Source organism: Bradyrhizobium sp. AUGA SZCCT0283 (assembly GCF_018130385.1).
In the GTDB taxonomy this organism is placed as follows: Bacteria; Pseudomonadota; Alphaproteobacteria; order Rhizobiales; family Xanthobacteraceae; genus Bradyrhizobium.
In genome coordinates this window covers 665,007-685,806 of the sequence record NZ_JAFCLU010000001.1, presented here as the reverse complement: position 1 = coordinate 685,806, position 20,800 = coordinate 665,007, and the positions used below count along the sequence as shown (strand labels likewise).

The 20,800-nt window shown below is 62.8% G+C and carries 27 protein-coding genes; 16 read left to right on the top strand and 11 right to left on the bottom strand.

Features of this window, described 5'->3' with window-relative positions:
• Positions 1-44: 44 nt before the first annotated feature.
• Positions 45-257, top strand: a complete 213-nt coding sequence (locus JQ624_RS03295; RefSeq protein WP_212417373.1) for a hypothetical protein — start codon at positions 45-47, stop codon at positions 255-257.
• Between the two features lie 69 nt (positions 258-326).
• On the opposite strand, the gene JQ624_RS03290 is transcribed toward JQ624_RS03295, so the two are convergent.
• Both JQ624_RS03290 and JQ624_RS03285 read right to left on the bottom strand, forming a co-directional pair.
• Positions 327-923, bottom strand: coding sequence for a hypothetical protein (locus JQ624_RS03290; protein ID WP_212417372.1), 597 nt, complete (start codon positions 921-923; stop codon positions 327-329).
• 192 nt (positions 924-1,115) lie between these two features.
• Positions 1,116-1,460, bottom strand: coding sequence for a hypothetical protein (locus JQ624_RS03285; protein WP_212417371.1), 345 nt, complete (start codon positions 1,458-1,460; stop codon positions 1,116-1,118).
• A gap of 159 nt (positions 1,461-1,619) precedes the next feature.
• Between JQ624_RS03285 and JQ624_RS03280 the strand changes: the two genes are divergently transcribed.
• On the top strand, positions 1,620-1,913 hold the full coding sequence (locus JQ624_RS03280) for a hypothetical protein (RefSeq protein ID WP_212417370.1): 294 nt from the start codon (positions 1,620-1,622) through the stop codon (positions 1,911-1,913).
• 189 nt (positions 1,914-2,102) lie between these two features.
• Here JQ624_RS03280 and JQ624_RS03275 read toward each other — a convergent pair whose 3' ends face one another.
• Complete coding sequence (locus tag JQ624_RS03275; RefSeq protein WP_212417464.1) at positions 2,103-2,426, bottom strand: hypothetical protein; 324 nt, start codon at positions 2,424-2,426, stop codon at positions 2,103-2,105.
• A 111-nt stretch (positions 2,427-2,537) separates the two neighbouring features.
• Here JQ624_RS03275 and JQ624_RS03270 point away from each other — a divergent pair, with 111 nt between their 5' ends.
• The 5 genes from JQ624_RS03270 to JQ624_RS03250 all read left to right on the top strand — a co-directional run bounded on the left by JQ624_RS03270 (position 2,538) and on the right by JQ624_RS03250 (position 5,390).
• Complete coding sequence (locus JQ624_RS03270) at positions 2,538-2,936, top strand: metallopeptidase family protein (protein WP_212417463.1); 399 nt, start codon at positions 2,538-2,540, stop codon at positions 2,934-2,936.
• Between the two features lie 99 nt (positions 2,937-3,035).
• Entirely contained in the window at positions 3,036-3,641 is a 606-nt protein-coding gene (leuD, locus tag JQ624_RS03265; protein ID WP_212417369.1) for a 3-isopropylmalate dehydratase small subunit, read from the top strand.
• Positions 3,642-3,712: 71 nt separating this feature from the next.
• Positions 3,713-4,501 (top strand): hypothetical protein, encoded by a 789-nt coding sequence (locus JQ624_RS03260; RefSeq protein WP_212417368.1) that lies wholly within the window; start codon positions 3,713-3,715, stop codon positions 4,499-4,501.
• Between the two features lie 97 nt (positions 4,502-4,598).
• Positions 4,599-5,003: a DUF6455 family protein gene (locus JQ624_RS03255; protein ID WP_212417367.1), complete on the top strand. Its 405-nt coding sequence runs from the start codon at positions 4,599-4,601 to the stop codon at positions 5,001-5,003.
• Positions 5,004-5,036: 33 nt separating this feature from the next.
• Positions 5,037-5,390 (top strand): cytochrome c, encoded by a 354-nt coding sequence (locus JQ624_RS03250; RefSeq protein ID WP_212417366.1) that lies wholly within the window; start codon positions 5,037-5,039, stop codon positions 5,388-5,390.
• Between the two features lie 58 nt (positions 5,391-5,448).
• On the opposite strand, the gene JQ624_RS03245 is transcribed toward JQ624_RS03250, so the two are convergent.
• Positions 5,449-6,327, bottom strand: coding sequence for a CoA ester lyase (locus tag JQ624_RS03245; protein ID WP_212417365.1), 879 nt, complete (start codon positions 6,325-6,327; stop codon positions 5,449-5,451).
• 116 nt (positions 6,328-6,443) lie between these two features.
• Between JQ624_RS03245 and JQ624_RS03240 the strand changes: the two genes are divergently transcribed.
• Positions 6,444-7,088 (top strand): carbonic anhydrase, encoded by a 645-nt coding sequence (locus JQ624_RS03240; protein ID WP_212417364.1) that lies wholly within the window; start codon positions 6,444-6,446, stop codon positions 7,086-7,088.
• Between the two features lie 112 nt (positions 7,089-7,200).
• Here JQ624_RS03240 and JQ624_RS03235 read toward each other — a convergent pair whose 3' ends face one another.
• The gene (locus JQ624_RS03235; RefSeq protein WP_212417363.1) at positions 7,201-8,235 is read right to left on the bottom strand and encodes an aspartate-semialdehyde dehydrogenase; all 1,035 of its coding nucleotides are present in this window, start codon (positions 8,233-8,235) and stop codon (positions 7,201-7,203) included.
• Between the two features lie 234 nt (positions 8,236-8,469).
• Here JQ624_RS03235 and JQ624_RS03230 point away from each other — a divergent pair, with 234 nt between their 5' ends.
• Both JQ624_RS03230 and JQ624_RS03225 read left to right on the top strand, forming a co-directional pair.
• On the top strand, positions 8,470-9,156 hold the full coding sequence (locus tag JQ624_RS03230; protein WP_249129259.1) for a hypothetical protein: 687 nt from the start codon (positions 8,470-8,472) through the stop codon (positions 9,154-9,156).
• A gap of 218 nt (positions 9,157-9,374) precedes the next feature.
• Positions 9,375-9,755, top strand: coding sequence for a hypothetical protein (locus JQ624_RS03225; protein WP_212417361.1), 381 nt, complete (start codon positions 9,375-9,377; stop codon positions 9,753-9,755).
• 106 nt (positions 9,756-9,861) lie between these two features.
• On the opposite strand, the gene leuB is transcribed toward JQ624_RS03225, so the two are convergent.
• Entirely contained in the window at positions 9,862-10,974 is a 1,113-nt protein-coding gene (gene leuB / locus JQ624_RS03220) for a 3-isopropylmalate dehydrogenase (RefSeq protein WP_212417360.1), read from the bottom strand.
• Positions 10,975-11,226: 252 nt separating this feature from the next.
• Between leuB and JQ624_RS03215 the strand changes: the two genes are divergently transcribed.
• On the top strand, positions 11,227-12,090 hold the full coding sequence (locus tag JQ624_RS03215) for an EamA family transporter (protein WP_212417359.1): 864 nt from the start codon (positions 11,227-11,229) through the stop codon (positions 12,088-12,090).
• A 93-nt stretch (positions 12,091-12,183) separates the two neighbouring features.
• Positions 12,184-13,374 carry a YbfB/YjiJ family MFS transporter gene (locus JQ624_RS03210; RefSeq protein WP_212417358.1) on the top strand — a complete coding sequence of 397 codons (1,191 nt, stop codon included), beginning with the start codon at positions 12,184-12,186 and terminating at the stop codon, positions 13,372-13,374.
• A gap of 196 nt (positions 13,375-13,570) precedes the next feature.
• Here JQ624_RS03210 and JQ624_RS03205 read toward each other — a convergent pair whose 3' ends face one another.
• From JQ624_RS03205 to JQ624_RS03190, 4 genes are all read right to left on the bottom strand, one after another.
• Positions 13,571-14,356, bottom strand: coding sequence for a molybdopterin-dependent oxidoreductase (locus JQ624_RS03205; protein WP_212417357.1), 786 nt, complete (start codon positions 14,354-14,356; stop codon positions 13,571-13,573).
• Between the two features lie 18 nt (positions 14,357-14,374).
• On the bottom strand, positions 14,375-15,004 hold the full coding sequence (locus JQ624_RS03200) for a cytochrome b/b6 domain-containing protein (protein ID WP_212417356.1): 630 nt from the start codon (positions 15,002-15,004) through the stop codon (positions 14,375-14,377).
• Between the two features lie 237 nt (positions 15,005-15,241).
• The gene (locus tag JQ624_RS03195; protein ID WP_212417355.1) at positions 15,242-15,796 is read right to left on the bottom strand and encodes a fasciclin domain-containing protein; all 555 of its coding nucleotides are present in this window, start codon (positions 15,794-15,796) and stop codon (positions 15,242-15,244) included.
• 301 nt (positions 15,797-16,097) lie between these two features.
• On the bottom strand, positions 16,098-16,859 hold the full coding sequence (locus JQ624_RS03190) for an SDR family oxidoreductase (protein WP_212417354.1): 762 nt from the start codon (positions 16,857-16,859) through the stop codon (positions 16,098-16,100).
• Between the two features lie 89 nt (positions 16,860-16,948).
• On the opposite strand from JQ624_RS03190, the gene JQ624_RS03185 reads away from it, so the two are divergent.
• A complete protein-coding gene (locus tag JQ624_RS03185) occupies positions 16,949-18,475 on the top strand; it encodes a malonyl-CoA synthase (RefSeq protein WP_212417353.1) in 1,527 nt (508 codons plus the stop codon).
• A gap of 98 nt (positions 18,476-18,573) precedes the next feature.
• Here the strand turns inward: JQ624_RS03185 and JQ624_RS03180 are convergent, their stop codons facing one another.
• Entirely contained in the window at positions 18,574-19,425 is an 852-nt protein-coding gene (locus JQ624_RS03180; RefSeq protein ID WP_212417462.1) for a sulfite exporter TauE/SafE family protein, read from the bottom strand.
• Positions 19,426-19,536: 111 nt separating this feature from the next.
• Here JQ624_RS03180 and JQ624_RS03175 point away from each other — a divergent pair, with 111 nt between their 5' ends.
• The 3 genes from JQ624_RS03175 (at position 19,537) to sdhD (ending at position 20,800) form a co-directional block, all read left to right on the top strand.
• A complete protein-coding gene (locus JQ624_RS03175; protein ID WP_212417352.1) occupies positions 19,537-19,686 on the top strand; it encodes a hypothetical protein in 150 nt (49 codons plus the stop codon).
• A gap of 326 nt (positions 19,687-20,012) precedes the next feature.
• Positions 20,013-20,411, top strand: coding sequence for a succinate dehydrogenase, cytochrome b556 subunit (gene sdhC / locus JQ624_RS03170; protein ID WP_212417351.1), 399 nt, complete (start codon positions 20,013-20,015; stop codon positions 20,409-20,411).
• A 14-nt stretch (positions 20,412-20,425) separates the two neighbouring features.
• Positions 20,426-20,800, top strand: a complete 375-nt coding sequence (gene sdhD / locus JQ624_RS03165) for a succinate dehydrogenase, hydrophobic membrane anchor protein (RefSeq protein ID WP_212417461.1) — start codon at positions 20,426-20,428, stop codon at positions 20,798-20,800.

Sequence of the window (20,800 nt, the reverse complement as noted above, 5' to 3'; positions counted from 1 at the left end):
TGCAGACTGGTCGCTTGCGAAGCGCTTTCGCGAGGGACCCGACCGTGACGGACAAGCCAGAATTTGTCGATATGATCAGCGAGGCGACGCGGCAGGTGCGGCGGCGCATGACGCCGCGCATCGTCGACCTGCAGCCCGTCGCCACCAAGGAAGCCTCGCGCCTCAGTCACTGGCCGCCGGAACACTGGCAGCAGTGGCGGATGGAGAAGCTGACGCCGTGGAAGATCAAGCCTTGGGAAGGCAAGGATTGGGATTGAGCCGCGAAATTCTTCTGCCGCTAATGAAAACAGGCGCCCCACCGGGCGCCTGTTTTGTTTCAACCTGTCTCACCAATAGCGGTACGGGAATCCGTAGTAGCGGTGGCGCCAGTGGTGACGATACCACGGACGATAGCGGCAGATCTTGCGCGGCCCGTAATAGGTCCAGATCACGCGGCAGTAGCGATGCCGGTAGCCATAGTAATATGGGTATCCGTAATAGCTCGGCGCGTAGAACCGGCGATGGAAGTGATGCCGGTGATGGAAGTGCGGCCGGTGATAGACTTGGCGATATCCGTAGCGATAACCGCCGCCGTGGAACACCGGCGCGGCGCGAAAGCCGCCGCGATGGATCGCAACACCACCGCCTCTGAACCCGCCGCCATGGAACGCGGCGCCGCCACCCCTGAATCCACCGCCATGAAACCCGCCGCCGCGGAAGCCACCGCCTCCACCGCCACGAAAACCGCCGCCGCCGCCATGGCCGCCATGCCGCACTTCGGTCGCAAGCCCGTCGGTTGCAAATTTCGCTGAAGGCGCCGCGCCGGGACTTGCAAGCGAGAGCGCCTCGGCGCGCTGTTGTGATGCCGCTGCGAACGCAAGCAGAGCCGCAGCCGTTACACCCAGACGGCGGACAAGGCCGCGTCCGGGATCGGATAACGCCATGGATGAACCTCCCTAACCGGCGACGGCGCGCCCTCAACCGCTCTGCGGCTGGTCCCCGTCGCGTTTCATTGCGGTCGCTCCCAACGTGACGTTAGAGACAGGCACGTGAACGCGCCATGAATGCGCTGATCGCAAAGATGAACGCGTGCGGAAAGGGATTACCTCTACGTGATCGTGTCGGCTAATAGTCCGTCACCAGTACGGCCCAACTCCCACACCAAAGCCGAAACCGAACGGCCCCACTCCGAAGTAAGGATAAGGTCGATAGTAGGGATAGGGCCGATAGTAGTAGGGATACGGCCGATAGTAATAGGGCCGCGCATAGTAGTAAGGCCTGTAGTAGGGCCGATAGTACGGTCGGTAGCCGTATCGATAGTAGCGCCGGTAGTGGCGCCGGTGCGCACTGAAGTCGGTCGCATCCGATGAAGCGGCGGTTTGCGCCTTCGCTTGCGGCGCGGCAACAGCCGAATCGATCGCTGCCGGCCCGACCAATGCCAGGGCGCCAGCGACAATTGCGGCTCCGATCAATCTTTTCATGGCGAACTCCTTTACGCTCATCTGGTGACCAAAATAACGCGCAGCAATCGTGCCAGTTTAATGGCGGCGATATCCGCGCAGATGAGACCAAAATGAAAATAGGCCCGCGATGAAGCGGGCCTATTGATTTCAATCAAACCGTCCTCACCAGCGATGCCAATGACGATGATGATGATGGTGCCAGCGATGCCAACGGTGATGGCGGTGATGCCGCCAATGCACTTCCGTTGTCGCCAGCCTGGCATCTTCCTGAACCGCCGCCGCCGCGCCGGGATTGCTGAGCGACAGCGCATTGGCGCGCTCGGCCGGCGCAGCGAGCGCGAGCAACGCGCCAACGGCGGCGAGCCCAAAAACTTTCGTGACAAGAACTTTCGCGAACTGCATGAATGCTCTCCTTGGGTCGGGTGTCACGTCTGCGCCGAATCGCTCGCCGCAACGCTGCACGCAAACTGACGCCAGCGACTTGAATGGGTCCTGAATGAATGCGCCACGAACATGAATGGATGACGGCCGCGGCTCGCCGCAATCCTTGCGCACGAAATCGGCGCAGAACGCCGCCGCGACTTCAGCGTGGAGTGCCCGCAGAGTCGGGCCCGACCCGCGTCACCGAAATGAGCGATAAAAAATGCTGCGGGAAAAAACCTAGCCCGGGCGCCAGTAGCAGTTCATGCGCGGGGTGATCACCGTGCCGCTCGGCCGGTACTCCTGCACATAATGCGCGGTGCAATCGCGCACGGCGTTGGGGCCGGGGTTGTAGCGCGGGTAGACGTCGGGCGTCCATTCCTGCCGGTAGATCGGCACGCGCCGCAGCGGCCGCCGCCGTTGTGCGGACACATCCGTGACGGCCGGCTCCGGCGCCGTCGCGACCCGCAGCACCGGCGATGTCGTCTGCGCCTGCGCCATCGTACCGGGGAGCAGGAGCCCGGCAAAAGCAGCCCAAATTGCGACCGTCACAATCCGCTTCATCTTAAGTCCACCCACGCCTTATATCCCCCGTACGGTCACCGATTGGCGCGCCGAGGTCAACTCCGCAAAACCAGTATGCGCCCGGGCACAACACACGCTAAATACGTCCTGATGTGGACCGAAGCAAAAGCCCCCTCGCTCGCCGAAATGGAAGCCATGGCGCATGAGGTGTTCGAGCGCCTGCCCAAGACGTTTCGAACCCTGTGCCAGGGCGTGATCATCCGCGTCGATGATTTTCCGACCGATGAGGTCCTCGACGAGATGGAAGCCCAAAGCGAATTCGACCTGCTCGGTCTGTTCCAGGGCATCGGCCTGCCGCACCAGAGCAATCAGGACATCGCCCGCCTGCCCAACATGGTTTGGCTCTACCGCCGTCCGATCCTGGATTACTGGGCCGAACATGAGGAAACGCTGGGCCATATCGTCCGCCACGTCCTGATCCACGAGATCGGGCACCATTTCGGGCTGTCGGACGCCGATATGGAGGCGATCGAGGCGGGTGCCGGCTAGGTTGCGCAGGCTAGGATTGCGCAAATTGGCCTTTTGCCGGGGCCATATTCGCGATAAATCAACGCCCCTGTCCCACCCTTCAACCGGGAAGTGCGATCGATGGAAAAGTTCACCACACTGGAAGGCGTAGCTGCCCCCCTGAAGATCATCAATGTCGACACCGACATGATCATCCCGAAACAGTATTTGAAGACCATCAAGCGCACCGGCCTCGGCAAGGGCCTGTTCTCGGAACAGCGCTACAAGGATGACGGCAGCGAGAACCCGGACTTCATCCTCAACCAGCCGGCCTATCGCAACGCCAAGGTGCTGGTCGCCGGCGACAATTTCGGCTGCGGCTCCAGCCGTGAGCACGCGCCGTGGGCGCTCTTGGATTTCGGCATCCGCTGCGTGATCTCGACCTCGTTCGGCGACATCTTCTACAATAACTGCTTCAAGAACGGCATCCTGCCAATCCGCGTCACCCAGGACGACCTCGACAAGCTGTTCGACGACGCCGAGCGCGGCGCGAATGCGACGCTGACCATCGATCTCGCCAACCAGGAGATCCGCGGTCCCGACGGCGGCAAGGTGAAGTTCGAGATCGACCCGTTCCGCAAGCACTGCCTGATGAACGGCCTCGACGACATCGGCCTGACCATGGAAAAGAAGTCGTCGATCGACGATTACGAGGCGAGGCTGAAGAAAGAGCGCGCCTGGGCCTGACCGTGTTACCTGTTCGTGTTACGAGAGCCCCGATCGCATCGGGGCTCTTTCGTTAAGCGGAGGCGACGCGGATGCGGCCTGACGTCGTCACCTTCTGGCACGGCCGGCTCGACGGGCTGCGGCTGACCTGCCTGCGGTCGCAGGTCGCTGCCGGCCACAAGGTCACGGTCTACAGTTTCGATCCATTGCCGGGCCTGCCCGACGGCGTCGGCAATGCCGAGGCCGAGGCGATCCTGCCGCATTCCTTTTCCGAGCGGCTGCGTCCGCCCGAGCCGGATGGGAGCTGGCGCGACTGGACCATCCTGCAGTTCAGCGATTTCTTCCGGATGCGGCTGATGGCGGAGCGAGCCGGACTGTGGCTCGACGCCGACGTGCTGCTGCTCAAGCCCGTCGAGATCGATCCGGCAAAACCCTATTTCGCCTGGGAACGGCCGCACCAGCTCGGCAATTCGGTGCTGTACCTGCCGCCGGACGATCCGATCGTGCTGGCGTTCGAAAACCTGATGGAACAGGACGATCTGACGCCGGACTGGCTGGCGTGGCGGCATCGCCTCACCTTCGCGCTGCGGCAGTTGCGCGGCCGGTCGAACCGGCTCTCCGACATCCGCGTCGCGATCTATGGCCCCGCCGCACTGACCGCGCTCGCGCGCCGCTCGAACCGATTGCAGCACGCGCTGCCGAAGCAGTCCTTCTACGCGGTCCACGCCGAGCCGAAGCTGTTCTTCGAGCCAACGGATTTTTCAGGCCTGCTCGCCGATCCCCAAATCATCGGCCTGCACATCTCGCCAAAGGGCCGCGGCGGCGAAAAGCCCATTCCCGGCAGCCTTTATGCCTGGGCAGCGGAGAAGTTCGGCAAATAGCCGTGGCGCGCCGCTTCCCCAGTTTGATCCAGCGCAACGACGCCCGCGCGATCTGCCCTAGCCTTCGGTCATTGGAACTACTCAAGGGAACCGTGCCATGACCATTCAGGAAAAGCCCTATCCCGTCGTCAGCCTCGTGGTCGACACCTTCGGCGAATGGCTGAAGCACCGGCGCGAGTTGAAGGAAATGCGCGAGATGGATGCCGCCAATTTCGACCGGATCGCCAGCGAATTGCGGATGTCTTCCGCCGACCTGGAGGCGCTGGTTCGCCAGGGACCGCATGCCGCCGACGAGCTGCCGAAGATGCTGCAGGCGCTTGGCATCGACCAGGAGGATCTGGCGCGGAGCGAGCCCCTCGTGCTGCGCGACATGGAACGCGTCTGCTCACTGTGCAACCACAAGCGCCAGTGCGACCGCGATCTCGCCGCCGGCACCGCCGCTGCGCATTATGAGGAATATTGCGGAAACGCCGATACGATCGATGGTCTTGGCCAGCGGTGAACCAGTAAGGACGTCCTGCAGGGGTTGCCGAAAATGGCGCGTTCCACTTGGCTGCAAATTTTGATCGCAGTTGCCGCAGGCCTTGCGGTGCTGTTGTTCGTGCGGCTGCATAATGCGAACGGCGCCCCGCTGCCGTCAGACAGCGCCTCGGCCGGGCATCGTCTCGCCGAGGCTTGGTGCAAGGATTGCCACGCGATCGAGGCTGCGACCGTGGGAACCAGAGGCGGCCCGCCGGATTTCGTCGCGATCGCCAACCGGGCATCGACCACGGCGCTATCGTTGAAGGTATTTTTCAAGACCAGCCATCATCGGATGCCCAATCTCATCATCGCGCCCGGTGAGGCCGACGATCTCACGAATTACATCCTGAGCCTGAAGCGCAATTAAAGCGCTTTCCAGCGAAGTGGGGCCGGTTCGCGTCAAGAAAACGCGTCAACTCAGGAATCTAGTTCCCCATCGCCGCGATCGCGTCGGCAATCGTAATCGTCCGCCGCGCCATGTCGGCGTGTAGCCGCTCCACCATCCGCCCGTCGAGTTGGATGGCGCCCCGTGAGGCGTTTTCCGGCTTTTCGAACGCCGCGATGATCTTGCGCGCCTGCTCGACCTCTTCCGCCGGCGGCGTGAAGATGGCGTTGCAGGCCTCGATATGGCTCGGATGGATCAGCGTCTTGCCGTCGAAGCCGAGATCGCGGCCCTGCGCGCATTCGACCGCAAAGCCGTCGATATTGCTGATGTCGCTGTAGGGCCCGTCGAGAATTTCGAGCCCGTGCGCGCGCGTCGCCAGGATGCAGTGCGTGATCATGGGGATCATCGCGGCACGGCCCGGCTGCATGCGGATACGTGTCTCCCGCGAAATGTCGTTCGGCCCAAACACGAAGCCCGCAAGCCGGGTTTCCGAATCCTTCGACGCCGCCGCCAGCTTGTCGGCATCGAGCACGGCGCGCGCGGTCTCGATCATCGCCCATACCCGGATGGACATGTCGGCGTTGATGTCGCTCAGGCGGTTTGCGATGGCGTTGAGATCGGCCACGGTGGAAATCTTGGGAACCAGAATCCCGTCGGGCCTGGCCTTGCCGGCCATGGTGACGTCGTCGACCCACCAGGGCGTATCGAGGCTGTTGACGCGGATCAGAACCTCGCGCTTGCCGAACCCGCCGGCCGCAATCGCCTTGGCGATCTGGTCGCGGGCCACAGCCTTGGCGTCCGGCGCCACCGAATCCTCGAGGTCGAGAATGATGCCGTCGACGGGCAGGTTGCGCGCCTTTTCCAGCGCCCGCGCGTTCGATCCCGGCATGAATAACAGGCTGCGGCGCGGACGGATCATGGGCTGGTTCCTCTGGAGGCTTCGAACCCCCCGCCCTACCATTTCAAACCGGGGTCCGAAAGTCTTGTTCCCGTCATCGGCTTATGGTTAGCCATGCCCGATACGGACAGGACACCATGGCTCCATTCCCGCAACATCTGCTCGACGGCTACCGGGCCTTTACCTCGCAGCGTCTGCCGACCGAACAGACGCGCTACCGGGAACTTTCCGAGCGGGGCCAGTCGCCCGCCGTGATGGTGATCGGCTGCTGCGATTCGCGCGTCTCGCCGGAAGTGATCTTCGACGCCGGCCCCGGCGAACTCTTCGTGGTGCGCAACGTCGCCAATCTGGTGCCGGTTTTCCAGCCGGACGGCGGCGCCCATGGCGTCTCGGCGGCGCTGGAATACGCGGTGCAGGTGCTGCGCATAAAGCACATCGTGGTGCTCGGCCACGCGCAATGCGGTGGCATCCGCGCCTTCATCGACGATATCGATCCGCTGTCGCCGGGCGATTTCATCGGCCGCTGGATGGCGATGTTCATCAAGCCGGGCGAAAAGGTCGGCCAGCGCGAACGCGAGACCCGGCAGGATTTCACCACGCGGATCGAGAAGGCCGCGGTGTTCCGCAGCCTCGAAAACCTGATGACGTTTCCGTTCGTGCGCAGCCGCGTCGAGCGCGGCGAGACGGAATTGCACGGCGCCTATTTCGGCGTCGCCGAGGGCTCGCTGTTCGTGCTCGACCAGGAGGCGAAGGAATTTCGCAGCGTCAGAAATGGCGAATAGCTGCGTAGAGATGGGCAAAGGCGCACCGCGCCATGCCCACCATCTGTCCTCGATCGCAATGCTGAATGGTGGGCTCGCTTCGCTTTGCCACCCTGCGAATCACAAATTCGACTTATGCTGCCTTCTTCTTGGCGCTGATCAGCTTGCGGTTGATCAGGCATTCGGCGATCTGGATCGCATTCAGCGCGGCGCCCTTGCGTAAGTTATCCGACACGCACCACAGCGACAGGCCGTTCTCGACGGTGTTGTCCTCACGGATGCGGCTGATATAGGTCGCGTCTTCGCCCGCCGCCTCATACGGCGTGACGTAGCCGCCGGGCTCGTGCTTGTCGATCACCAGGCATCCCGGCGCATTGCGCAGGATGTTGCGCGCCTCATCGGCCGTGATCGGGTTCTCGAATTCGATATTGACGGCCTCCGAATGGCCGACGAACACCGGCACACGCACGCAGGTGGCGGTGAGCCTGATTTTGGGATCAAGAATCTTCTTGGTCTCCATCATCATCTTCCACTCTTCCTTGGTGTAGCCGTCCTCCATGAACACGTCGATCTCGGGGATGACGTTGAAGGCGATACGCTTCGGGAATTTCTTGTTGATCAGCTCGCTGTTGGTGTAGACGGCCTTGGTCTGCGAAAACAATTCGTCCATCGCATCCTTGCCGGCGCCCGAGACCGATTGATAGGTCGCGACCACGACCCGCTTGATGGTGGCCTTGTCGTGCAGCGGCTTCAGCGCGACCACGAGCTGCGCCGTGGAGCAGTTCGGGTTGGCGATGATGTTCTTCTTGGCAAAGCCCGCGACCGCATCCGCATTGACCTCGGGCACGATCAGCGGCACGTCCGGATCCATCCGCCAGGCCGACGAATTGTCGATCACGACCGCACCGGCGGCGCCGATCTTCGGCGACCATTCCTTCGACACCGAGCCGCCCGCCGACATCAGGCAGATGTCGACGTCGGAGAAGTCATAGTGCTCGAGCGCTTTGACCTTCAGGGTGCGGTCGCCATAGGAGACTTCAACGCCCACGCTGCGGCGCGAGGCCAGCACCACGACCTCGTCGGCGGGGAATTTGCGCTCGTCGAGAATGTTGAGCATTTCGCGCCCGACATTGCCGGTCGCACCGACGACAGCGACTTTGTAACCCATCGTTCACTCTCCGAGGAAAAATGCCGCCCCGCCGCGTCAAGCGGAAAGGGGGAAGGCAGCGCTTCTATGCGAGAAACGCCGATATGACAACGTTTGACGGCTGTGTTTGGGCGTTTGATGCATTCGTTTCCGGCCGATCCGGCCAATTCCTACTATACGCTGAGCATCCGACCAGCGCTGGCAAGCTTCGTGGACGAGGTCTGCGGCACGCTGGCACGGCTCTGCGCCTATCTGATGACGCTGGCGCTGATGGCCATTTGCGGTATCGCGCTATGGCACCATCTACCCGATGTTGTGGCGATGGAGACGTCACCCAAAACCTGGAGCCAGGCCGGACGCACTACGCCCGCGTTCGCGGTAAGCCATCTCATTTTCCCAGGTAAGACAGAGACTTATGAAGTTTTTCGGCATCCCGAGGGCGGCCGCAAGGACGTGTTCTACTGGAGCGGCACCGGCGGCACGCCGGTCGCTGAACTCGAAATCTATCGTCCGGGTGACGAAATCGATCAGGTCGGCTCGGCGGCCGGCTACCTTGCCGCAAGGATGGACCCGGCTGGCCCGCGCGAGTTGGAGGCGGCAGGACTCATCGACAGCAAGTTCGGCGCCGTAACCCTGTTTCGCCGGGTCGGCGGCGCGGAGGCCTCCCGCTCCTGCCTCCGATTTTTCAAGCATATCGATGAGCCGAAATTCCGTTTCTCCGGCTGGTCATGCCTGGGCGAGGATTTGCCAGCCCGCCGCACGGCGATCGGCTGCATCCTGAACCGGCTCATCCTGCTGACCGCCGGAAACGATACAAAACTGACGGAATTGTTCGCCCATGCTGAAGTCAGACGCAGCGATTGCGCGACATCGGGCGTGCCGGCCTTATCGGCGGATTGGGTGACAGGCGCCGATAACCCGCATTTGCGCGGCGCCCTGTAATCCACCGTTGGCGGGGCCTGCTTCGGCAGCCCCTCACAATTGTGGCAACAAGCAGCCAAGACACTGGTTTTCATGAAACTTTTTCGCTTCGCGCCGCATTATTCCAGCGCGGTGTGGCGCAATTGACCTAGCGACGATAGTCCCGCCGTGGCTACAATGCCGGCAACCAGATTTGGCGATCCGCCAGCCCGTCAAGGGCGGACAATGACGAGGATGCAATGACCCGAAAATTCCCCGCTGCGAGCAAGCTCGCGATGTTGCTTGCTGCGGCTGCCCTCGTCGCGCTCGGCTCGGCTTCCGCCAGCGCCCAGTCCAAGCAGAAATATGACCGGGACGGTCGTCCCTATTATGGCCCGAACGGTCCCAACCGGTCGTACCAGCAGGGGCCGCGCACCCGCGTCTACGTCACCACGCGCTCCTGGCTCGATGCCGGCACGGAAGTGTTGCCGGGCGACCGCAAGTTCCAGGACTACGCCTTCCCGCCGGAGATCGGCTATCCGACCTTCGCGCGCGAAAACCTCAACCGCCCGATCGACCGCCAGCCGCTCAACCCGCCATCGGACATGGGCGGCTATCCGCAGCGCTTCCCGCTGTATTGATCTGGAAAATGTAGGGTGGGCAAAGGCGCGCTTCGCGCCGTGCCCACCATTTTTCCTTGCGCATAAGCTGGTGGGCACGCTTACGCTTTGCCTACCCTACAAATCGCTACGCATGCAGCTTCTGCAACTCCTTCAGGATCGCCTCGCCCATCTGCGTGGTTGAGGCAGAAGTCGTGCCCTCGGACTTGATATCAGCGGTGCGAAGACCGCTGGCGAGCACCGCCGCAATCGCCGCATCGACCTTGTCGGCCAGCGCGCCCATGTCGAAGGAATAGCGCAGCGCCATCCCGAACGAGGAGATCATCGCGATCGGATTGGCGAGGCCTTGGCCCGCGATATCGGGCGCCGAGCCATGCACCGGCTCGAACAGCGAGCGGCGCTTTTTGGTCTTGGCGTCGATTTCGCCGAGCGAGGCCGAGGGCAGCATGCCGAGCGAGCCGGTCAGCATCGCCGCGATATCGGACAGCATGTCGCCGAACAGATTGTCGGTGACGATGACGTCGAACTGCTTCGGCGCCTTCACCAGCATCATGCCGCCGGAATCGGCGAGTTGATGCTCGAGCGTCACGTCCTTGTATTCGCGCGCATGCAGCGCCGTCATGACCTCGTTCCAGAGCACGCCCGACTTCATGACATTGCGCTTTTCCATCGAGGTCACCTTGTTGCGGCGCTTGCGCGCCAGATCGAAGGCGACGCGGCCGATGCGCTCGATCTCATAGGTGTCGTAAACTTGCGTGTCGATGGCGCGCTTCTGGCCGTTGCCGAGGTCGATGATGGTCTTCGGCTCGCCGAAATAGACGCCGCCGGTGAGCTCGCGCACGATCATGATGTCGAGGCCTTCGACCGCCTCGCGCTTCAGGCTGGAAGCATCCGCCAGCGCCGGGTAGCAGACGGCGGGGCGCAGATTGGCGAACAGGCCGAGATCCTTGCGCAGCCGCAAGAGACCAGCCTCGGGCCGCACCTCGTAGGGAACGCTGTCCCATTTCGGCCCGCCGACCGCGCCGAAGATGATGGCGTCCGCAGCCATGGCCTTGGCCATGTCGCCTTCCAAGATCGACACCTTGTGCGCGTCATAGGCGGAACCGCCGACCAGACCCTGCTCGGTCTCGAACCTCGCGATCCCCTCCTTGTTCAGCCAGTCGATCAGGCGCTGCACCTCCCCCATCACTTCGGGGCCGATGCCGTCGCCTGGGAGAAGCAGCAGTTTATGGGTCGCCATGGTCAGGTCCTTTTAGATCGCGGGTCGTCATTCCGGACGCCGAGCGCGAGCCGAGGCGATCCGGAATCCATGCCGGCCACGGGTCCCAGCGGGCGAATGGATTCCGGGTTCGCAGCTTCGCCGCGCCCCGGAATGACGGGTCGGGCGGAGTGCTAAAGCGCCGGAAGCGGATTGGCAAGGCGCAGAAAACAGGGCCAGAATGGTAGGGAAAGAGCAACCCGCAGCCCCCGAGAAGGCACCAAGACGGACCTCATGACATCAGCCATTATCTACGCCTTCGCTTCGGCGGGCTTCCTGGGCGCCGGCGTCGTTCTGGCGCAGCTGGGCTTGCGGACCGTCGAACCGCTGTCGGGGGCCGCAATCAGCGTCCCCTCCTTCACGCTGCTGTTCCTGCTGCTGTCGCCGCTGATCCTCCAGGGCGAGCCCGTGGTCTGGCGCGGTCTCCCCATATTCATCGCCATCGGCCTGTTCTTCCCGGCCTCGCTGACGCTCTTGACCTTCGCCTCGAACCGGGCGCTCGGGCCGGTCATCACCTCGACGCTCGGCAACCTCGCACCGATCTTCGCAGTGACGACGGCGGTGATCCTGCTGCATGAGCCGCTGCATCCGCCGCAACTCCTCGGCCTTGTCGTTGCGGTCGCCGGTGCAGGGATCATCACCGTGACCCGGCCGCGCGATCTCGGCCATTGGCGGAGCTGGGCCCTGCTCCTGCCGCTATGCAGCGCGCTGGTCCGCGGCGTGGTGCCGCCGATCGTCAAACTCGGGCTCATCGTCTGGCCAAGCCCGCTCTGGGCCTGCCTGATCGGCTACGTCATGTCATCGCTGGTGGTGCTGACGGTGCAGCGCATCCGCAAGGGCAGCTTTGTCGTGCAGGCGCCGCGCGCGGGCCTGTTCTGGTTCGCAATGACCGGCATCAGCAACGGCTTGAGCGCGCTCACGCTGTTCGCCGCGGTCCGCAACGGTCCGATCACGCTGGTGGCGCCGCTCGCCGCGATCTATCCGCTGGTCACGGTGGGGCTGAGCGCGATGCTGCTCAAGCATATCGAGATCACCGCGCGCATCGTGGCCGGGGCCGCGCTGACGGTGCTTGGCGTCGTGCTGGTGCTGATCGGTTGATCCTGTTGCAGGATCGGCAAGACACCGTTGCGGAGACGGCACCTGTGCAAGCCCGTATGCGCCTGCCACAATACCGACCTGCCGGAGTTTTCAGTGCGATCCCCAGACGTTCCCCAGCTCTACGCCCATCCCGCACGGCTGATCCTCATCCTGTCGCTGGCGCCCACTGTCGGTCTCGGAATCGGACGCTTTGCCTATGCGCTGGTGCTGCCGGATATGCGTGATTCGCTTCTCTGGTCTTATTCCGCGGCCGGATTCATGAACACCATCAATGCGGCCGGCTATCTCGCGGGCGCCCTTCTCGCCTCGCGCATGATCAGGACTTTTGGGCTGGCCGCATCGGTGCGATGGGGAACGCTGGCCTGCGTGCTGTCGCTGGCGCTGTGCGCCGTCTCAGGCAATTTCTACGTGCTGAGTTTCGCCCGGCTTCTGGCAGGTGTCGGCGCCGCGGCCGGATTTGTCGGCGGCGGCGCGCTGGCCGCGACGATCGCGCAGTCGCGCCCCGAACGAGCGAATTTTCTGCTCAGCCTGTTCTATGCCGGACCCGGGATCGGCATTTTGGCGTCGGGGCTGGTGGCGCCGTTTGTCTTGCAGGGATTTGGGCCGGGGTCGTGGTGGATCGTCTGGTGGGCGATGACGGGGCTGGCGGTCATCATGACGATCCCCGTGCTGCTCGCGCCGCTCCATGCCGGCGCCATGGCCACTGAGACGGCTGCGGCCAAATTCGCGGTAACACCGGTCCTGATCTACCTCACCGGCTACTTCCTGTTTGGCGCCGGCTACATTGCTTACATGACCTTCATGATCGCCTATGTGCGCGACGCCGGTGGCGGCGCGGTAGCACAGAGCGCATTCTGGAGCCTGATCGGCCTCAGTGCATTTGTGACTCCATGGGTGTGGCGGCGCGTGCTTGCGCTCGACCGCGGCGGCCTCGCCACCACGATCATTCTCGGCACCAACGCCATCGGCGCGGCGCTGCCGATCTTCGGACACTCGGTATGGCTGCTGGCGATATCGGCGTTGGTGTTCGGCGTCGCGTTTTTTGCGGTGGTCGGCTCCACCACGGCTTTCGTCCGCTTCAACTATCCGCCGCAGGCCTGGCCGACCGCGATTGCGGCGATGACGATTTCATTCGGCATCGGCCAGACGCTCGGCCCGATCGTCGTCGGCGCGATCACGGACGCGGTGGGCAGCCTGTCGTTTGCGCTGAATGTATCCGCCGCGATGCTGGCGCTGGGGGCGGTACTGTCGGCGTTTCAGAGGAAGGTGGGGAAGAAAACGTAGGGCGGGCGAAGGCGCATTTGCGCCGTGCCCACCATCATCTCGCACGTTGCTAATGGTGGGCACTCTTCGCTTTGCCCACCCACAATTCCCAGCGCGCGGCGTCCGTCATTGCGAGCAGCGAAGCGACGAAGCAATCCATGTCGAAGAAAACCGAGAAGTGGATTGCTTCGCTTCGCTCGCAATGACGGTGGGAGTTCTAACTCCCGCTGAACGAATTATACCCCTGGTCTTCCCAGAAGCCGCCCTTGTAGTCGTTGGTGACTTCCATCGAGATCACGTATTTCGGATTCTTGAAGCCGAGTTTGGTCGGCACCCTGATCTTCATCGGAAAACCGTAGGCGCGCGGCAGGATCTCGTCGCCGAACTTGAACGTCATCTGGGTCTGCGCATGCAGTGCGGTCGCCATGTCGAGCGGCGAATTGTAGCCGTCCTTGTCGGCACACTGGAACCAGACATATTTGGCGCGCGTGTCGGCACCGACCAGTTTCAGGAAATCGCGCAACGGCGTGCCGGTCCAGCTTCCGATCGCGCTCCAGCCTTCGACGCAGATGTGGCGCGTGATCTGTTTGACCTGCGGCAATTGATAGAGTTCTTCCAGCGTCCAGGATTTCTTGTTCTCGACAAGCCCGCGCACCTCGAGCTTCCAGGTCTTGCCGTCGACCGTCGGCGCGTCCTCGAGGTCGTAATAGGCGTTGAACGGGAAAGGCTTGGTGATGTCTTTCTCCGAGAAAGTCGGCGCCATCGCATTGGGGTTGAAGATCAACGCCTGCACGCCGTCATTGAACTTCGAGACCTGCTTCAGCATCTCCTCGGCCGAGAAACTGTCCGTCACGTCGCAGCCTGTGAGCAGCGTCAGCGCGCCGAGGCTGGCGCCGCCCGAGATGAAACGGCGGCGCGTCAGGTCCGGCATGGTCTTGACGGCGTCTCGGACCAGAAGCGTCTTGTCGACGCCGGGGATCAGGAGATTGCGCATGCGGCCCATGACCGTGCTCCCTTTAAGTTAGCGGCCGATGATCATGGCGCGCAGGCTCTTCGGCACCAGAAGGGCGAGCGCGACATGAACCACCATGAAGGCGACAATCGCCGCCATGCAGAAGAAGTGGACGTACCGGGCGGCATCGTAGCCGCCGAACAGCGCCGTCAGGTATTGCAACTGGACCGGCTTCCAGATCGCCAGGCCGGACAGCACGATGAGGATGCCGACGACGATGATTCCGGCGTAAAGCAGCTTCTGCACGTAGTTGTATTTGGTGAGATCGTCGTGCGACAGCTTGCCGGTCAGCGCCGCTTTGGTATCGGAGATCACACCCTCCGGCGTGATCGGCAGCAGCTTCTTGCGGAAGCGGCCGGTGGCGAGACCCACAGTCAGATAGATCAGGCCGTTGACCATCAACAGCCACATCGCGGCGAAATGCCAGAGCAGGGCACCGCCGAGCCAGCCGCCCAGCGTGATGCTCGAGGAGAAGCGGAAATCGAACAGCGGCGAGGCGTTGTAGATCTGCCATCCCGACATGATCATCAAAACCATCGCGAAGGCGTTGGTCCAATGCAGCGCCCGCACCCAGGCCGGCTGGATGACCTTGGCCTTGGATGACGCGGTGTGTTCGTCGCTGACTGTGAGGGCCGACATGGCTTTTTCCCGTGGTAGCGTTTTCCAGTGAAGTGGGTACCGGTTCACTTAAAGAAAACGCGTCAAACAAAAAGGCAATTCGATATCGTTTATACGCCGGGAACCGGCTTTCCGTTACTGCCGTGACGCTATCAGATCGATGCACGGCGCGTATCGGGTTCACAAAAAAGCGAGCCGGGTCGCCCCGGCTCGCCAATCCACACGCCCTGTTGGGACCAGTCAGGGGCGCGCGGGAGCTCAGGACGCCGGCATCAGCACGGTGTCGACCACATGGATCACGCCGTTCGACTGATTGACGTTCGAGATCGTGACCATCGAGGTTCCGCCCTTGGCGTCGACGATCCAGGTCTTGCCGTCGGACTTCTTGACGGTCAGTTCCTCGCCCTCGGCGGTCTTCAGCTTCTTGCCATCGGTCAGGTCGGACGCGGCGAGCTTGCCGGGCACGACATGGTAGGTGAGGATCTTGGTCAGGGTCGCCTTGTTCTCAGGCTTCACCAGCGTCTCGACGGTGCCGGCCGGCAGCTTGCCGAAGGCGGTGTTGGTCGGCGCGAACACCGTGAACGGGCCCTTGCTTTCGAGGGTTTCGACCAGGCCGGCAGCCTTCACCGCGGCAACCAGCGTGGTGTGATCCTTCGAGTTGACGGCGTTCTGGACGATGTTCTTGGAGGGGAACATCGCCGCACCCCCGACCATCACGGTCTTTTCCTCCGCGCTGGCGGGCGCGGTGATGGTGGCGGTGAAAGCCAGTGCGCTGAACACGGCGGCGGACAGAAGTGCAATACGTTTGGACATGGAATCTTCTCCCGAGGATTGTGATGGCCGGCGGGGCATCCGCCGGTGATGAAAACAACGACGCCAAGTCGATTGACCGGGTTGATTTCGTCGTCGTTGGGCGAGCTACGGGAGGTTTTTCGGCCGGTTTCGGCGAATAAATTATCGTGATGGCTGAAACTTTTGCGGGGGCGGGCCGTGCGCCACCGTCATTGCGAGCGAAGCGAAGCAATCCATCGTGCCGTAAGCAAAGGTATGGATTGCTTCGTCGCTGGCGCTCCTCGCAATGACGGAGCCCCATATCGCCGGAGGGTTACCGGGACTAATCCCTGTTATGCGGCGTCTGGATGAATCCGCGATTATGCGTCGGGCTGATCAGGATCTCGTTCATGCACACGCGCGGCGGCATGCTGGCGACGAAGGCGATGGTGCGGCCGCAATCTTCCGGCTGCAGCATTTTCGCCTGCTCCTCCTCCGACGGCACCACGGGTCGCAGTTTCAGGATCGGGGTGGCGACCTCGCCGGGCGACAGGCAGCAGGCGCGCAGGCCGTTGACGCATTCGTCCATGTTGAAGGAATGGGTCAGCGCCAGCACCGCATGTTTTGTGGTGGTGTAGGCCGGGCCCGGCATTTTCGAGACGTGACGGCCGGCCCAGGACGCGACGTTGATGATGCAGCCGTCCTTCTGCTTCCTCATCGCCGGCAGCACCGCGCGCATGCAGTAGAGCACGCCGTTCAGGTTGATATCGACGACCTTGTCCCAGCCCTCCAGTTCCATATCGGCCCAGCTGCGCTTCGGCACGTTGATGCCGGCGCTGTTGACGAGAAGATCGATCCGGCCGTGTTTGGCGAGAATCTGGTCGGCCGCCTTTTCCACATCGGCCTTGTTGCTGACATCGAGCGCGATCGCCTCGGCCTTGCCGCCCTTTTTGGCGATATCGGCCACGACCTTGTCGAGGGCCTCTTTCCGCCGTCCCGAAACCACCACGGTCCAGCCATCCGCCGCCAGGAATTCTGCCCCTGACGCGCCGATCCCGCTGCCACCGCCCGTCACCCAGGCCACGCGTTTCCCGCTATTTGTCATGCAAACTGTCTCCGTTGCTTTATGAGGGGCGTTCTTGCTAATCCAGCCGGCGAAATTCCGCTGGCCAGCGCCCTCTCAGGGAATGTTGCATGAACACGACCGCCAACGCCAACCTGTTTTCCCGCCTGTTCGACACGCTCGACGATCCGAACCGGCTCGCGATCGAAATGCTCGACGGCACGCGCATCAGCTATGGCGATCTGATTGCCCGCGCCGGCCAGATGGCGAACGTGCTGGTTGCGCGCGGCGTCAAGCCCGGTGACCGCGTCGCAGCCCAGGCCGAAAAATCAGTGCCTGCACTGGTGCTGTATCTTGCGACCGTGCGTGCGGGAGCGGTGTATCTGCCGCTCAACACCGCCTACACGCTCAACGAACTCGACTACTTCATCTCCGACGCCGAGCCGTCGCTGGTCGTGTGCGACCCCTCGAAGGCCGAAGGCATCGGCGCGATCGCGGCCAAGGTGAAGGCAAAAGTCGAAACGCTTGGGCCCGACGGCAAGGGATCGCTGACGGACGCCGCTGCCAAGGCTGAAGCTGCGTTTGCGACCGTCGCGCGCGCCAACGACGATCTCGCCGCGATCCTCTACACCTCGGGCACGACAGGCCGTTCCAAGGGCGCGATGCTGACGCACGACAATCTCGCGTCAAACTCCTACAGCCTGGTCGACTACTGGCGCTTCACGGACAAGGACGTGCTGATCCACGCGCTGCCGATCTATCACACCCACGGCCTGTTCGTGGCGAGCAACGTCACCCTGTTCGCCCGCGCCTCGATGATCTTCCTGCCGAAGTTCGATCCTGAAATGATCGTCAAGCTGATGGCGCGCGCCACCGTGATGATGGGTGTACCGACCTTCTACACCCGGCTGTTGCAGAGTCCGGCGCTGACCAAGGAATCGACCAGCCACATGCGGCTGTTCATTTCGGGCTCCGCGCCGCTGCTCGCCGATACCCACCGCGAATGGGCCGCGCGCACTGGCCACGCCGTGCTCGAACGCTACGGCATGACCGAAACCAACATGAACACGTCGAACCCCTATGACGGCGAGCGCGTGCCCGGCGCGGTCGGCCATCCCCTGCCCGGCGTTTCCGTCCGCGTCACCGATCCCGAAACCGGCAAGGAGCTCGCGCGCGACGCGATCGGCATGATCGAGGTCAAGGGCCCGAACGTCTTCAAGGGTTACTGGCGGATGCCGGAGAAGACAAAATCCGAATTCCGCGACGACGGCTTCTTCATCACCGGCGATCTAGGCAAGATCGATCCCAAGGGCTACGTGCACATTCTCGGCCGCGGCAAGGACCTGGTGATCTCGGGCGGCTTCAACGTCTACCCGAAGGAAATCGAAAGCGAGATCGACGCCATGCCGGGCGTGATCGAATCCGCCGTGATCGGCGTGCCGCATGCCGATTTCGGCGAAGGCGTCACCGCCGTCGTGGTCTGCAACAGGGGCGCCGAGGTCACCGAAGCGGGCGTGCTGCAGGCGCTGGACGGACGGCTCGCGAAATTCAAGATGCCCAAGCGCGTGTTCGTGGTCGACGAACTGCCGCGCAACGCCATGGGCAAGGTGCAGAAGAACATTTTGCGGGATACTTACGCGAAGATTTACGCGAAGTAGTTCGCCGCCGTAGCCGGATGGAGCGCAGCGCAATCCGGGGTTCTGGCAGATGGACAGATCGGTCCCGGATTTCGCTGCGCTCCATTCGGCTACACGCCTCACAACAAGCTGATCACGAACCTCCCGCCGACGATGAAAAGGTACGCGCCGAACGCCATCTCCAGGTTCCGCTTCGACATCGCATGCGCGGCGCGGACGCCGAGCGGCGCGGTGAGCAAGCTGGTCGGCATCACGAGCACAGCCCCGATCAGCGACACATAGCCGATCGAGAACGGCAGCTGCAGCGCGGTGACATCGGGAAAACGCGCCGCCGCGGGCCAGCCGGCATAGACGTAGCCGAGCGCGCCGGGGATCGAGATCAGCACGGCGAGCGCCGATGAGGTCGCCACCGCCTGGTGGATCGGCCGGCCGTAGAACGTCATCAGCAAGTTCGCGAACAGGCCACCGCCAACGCCCATCAGCGTCGAAAGCAGCCCGATGAAGAAGCCATAGACGCGCATCAGCGGTCCGGTCGGGATCTTGTCGCCGAGCTTCCAGTTGTCGCGCGCGAGCAGCAGCCGCGCCGCTGCCGACCACGCCACTATCACGAACACGATCTTAAACAGGCGTTCCGGCGCAAAGCGTGCGGTGACGCTCCCGGCGACCACCCCGATCACGATCGGCAGCCACCAGCGCCTGAGGATCTCCATGTCGACGGCGCCACGGGCGTAATGGGCGCGAAACGAGCTGATCGAGGTCGGGATGATGATCGCAAGCGAGGTGCCGATGCAGAGCGGCATCCGTACCTCCAGCGGCACGCCGGCCAGCCGAAAGCATTCGTAGAACACCGGCACCAGGATCGCACCGCCGCCGATGCCGAACACGCCGGCCAGAAATCCCGACAGCGCCCCGACCGCGATCAGAAGCAAGGCGAGTTCGATGAGCTCTTTGGGATCGAGGCCGGCCATCATGTCTTTGAGCATTCCGCGTTCAGCACCTGCGGCCGCGCATCTGCACGGCCGCCCGCGAGACTTAGCTGCTTCAAAGCAGGCCGCAAAATCCGCATATCCGGTCGGCTCTGGATGAATAGCCTCGATGCACTCGCCACGGTTGGGAAAGAAGGCGTCGGCATCGTGCGCGTGCCGTCGTGGCAGGCCGAGGCCGATCTGGCCGCCGGCCATCTGGTGCGCAGCTGGTCGATTACGAGCCGGCGCCAGTTCCATTGCACTTGATGTTTCAGCCGTCGCGGCCGGCTTCGCGAAGATCGGGGGCCTTCGTCGATTATCTCGTCGCGCGTTGGCGCAGCATCGATCCGCTCAGTGCATAGCCCCGCGTCGACCAATGAAAAGAATTAGCATTCAATTCTTAAACCGTGCCAAAAGGCCGTGGTATACCAAGCCGATGATTAATTGCGTTTCGTGGTCTCCTAGCAATGAACGGTGGTTCGATTCCGAGCGATTTGGTCGTTGCGCGGACTGATTCGACTCCGTAAATAGAATTCATCTACCGCGCATCCCCATGGGCCGGCCGCGGTTCCACACAACATAAAAGCCGCCGAATGACCGCCAGGATCGAACGACCGCTATCGCCCCATTTGCAGACCTATCGCGTCACCCTGACGATGGCGCTTTCCATCATCCACCGCGCCACGGGAATTGCGCTCTATTTCGGTACGCTGCTGCTCGCCTGGTGGCTGATTGCCGCAGCTTCCGGTCCCGGGGCCTACGCCAACGTCCAGGCCTTCACCGGCAGCATCATCGGCAAGCTGATCGTGTTCGGCTACACGTGGGCGCTGCTGCATCATCTGTGTAGCGGTATCCGCTACTTCTTCTGGGACCTCGGCTACGGCTTCAAGCCCAATGAGCGCGAGGCGCTCACCTGGGGCGCCCTGATCGCGGGCATTTCGCTGACCGTCCTGGTCTGGATCATCGCCTACACGGTCGGAGGCGGACGATGAGTGGCCCCTCCTCGATGCGCACGCCGCTCGGCCGCGTCCGCAATCTCGGTTCCTCGCATTCCGGCACCACCGATTTCTGGCGCCAGCGTCTCACGGCGGTGGCGATGGCGCTCCTGATCGTGCCCGTCATCGCGATCATCCTGATGCTGATCGGCCGCAATCAGGCCGGCGCCGCGCAAATCCTCGGCTCGCTTCCGATCGCAATCATCCTGGTCCTCTTCATCATCGCCAGCACCTGGCACATGAGGATCGGCATGCAGATCGTGATCGAGGATTACGTGCACAACGAGAAACTGAAGCTCGCCGGCGTGATGGCCAATAATTTCTTTTGTATCGCGGTGGCCTTGGCCTCGATTTACGCGATCCTCAAATTGTCATCGGGAGTGTAA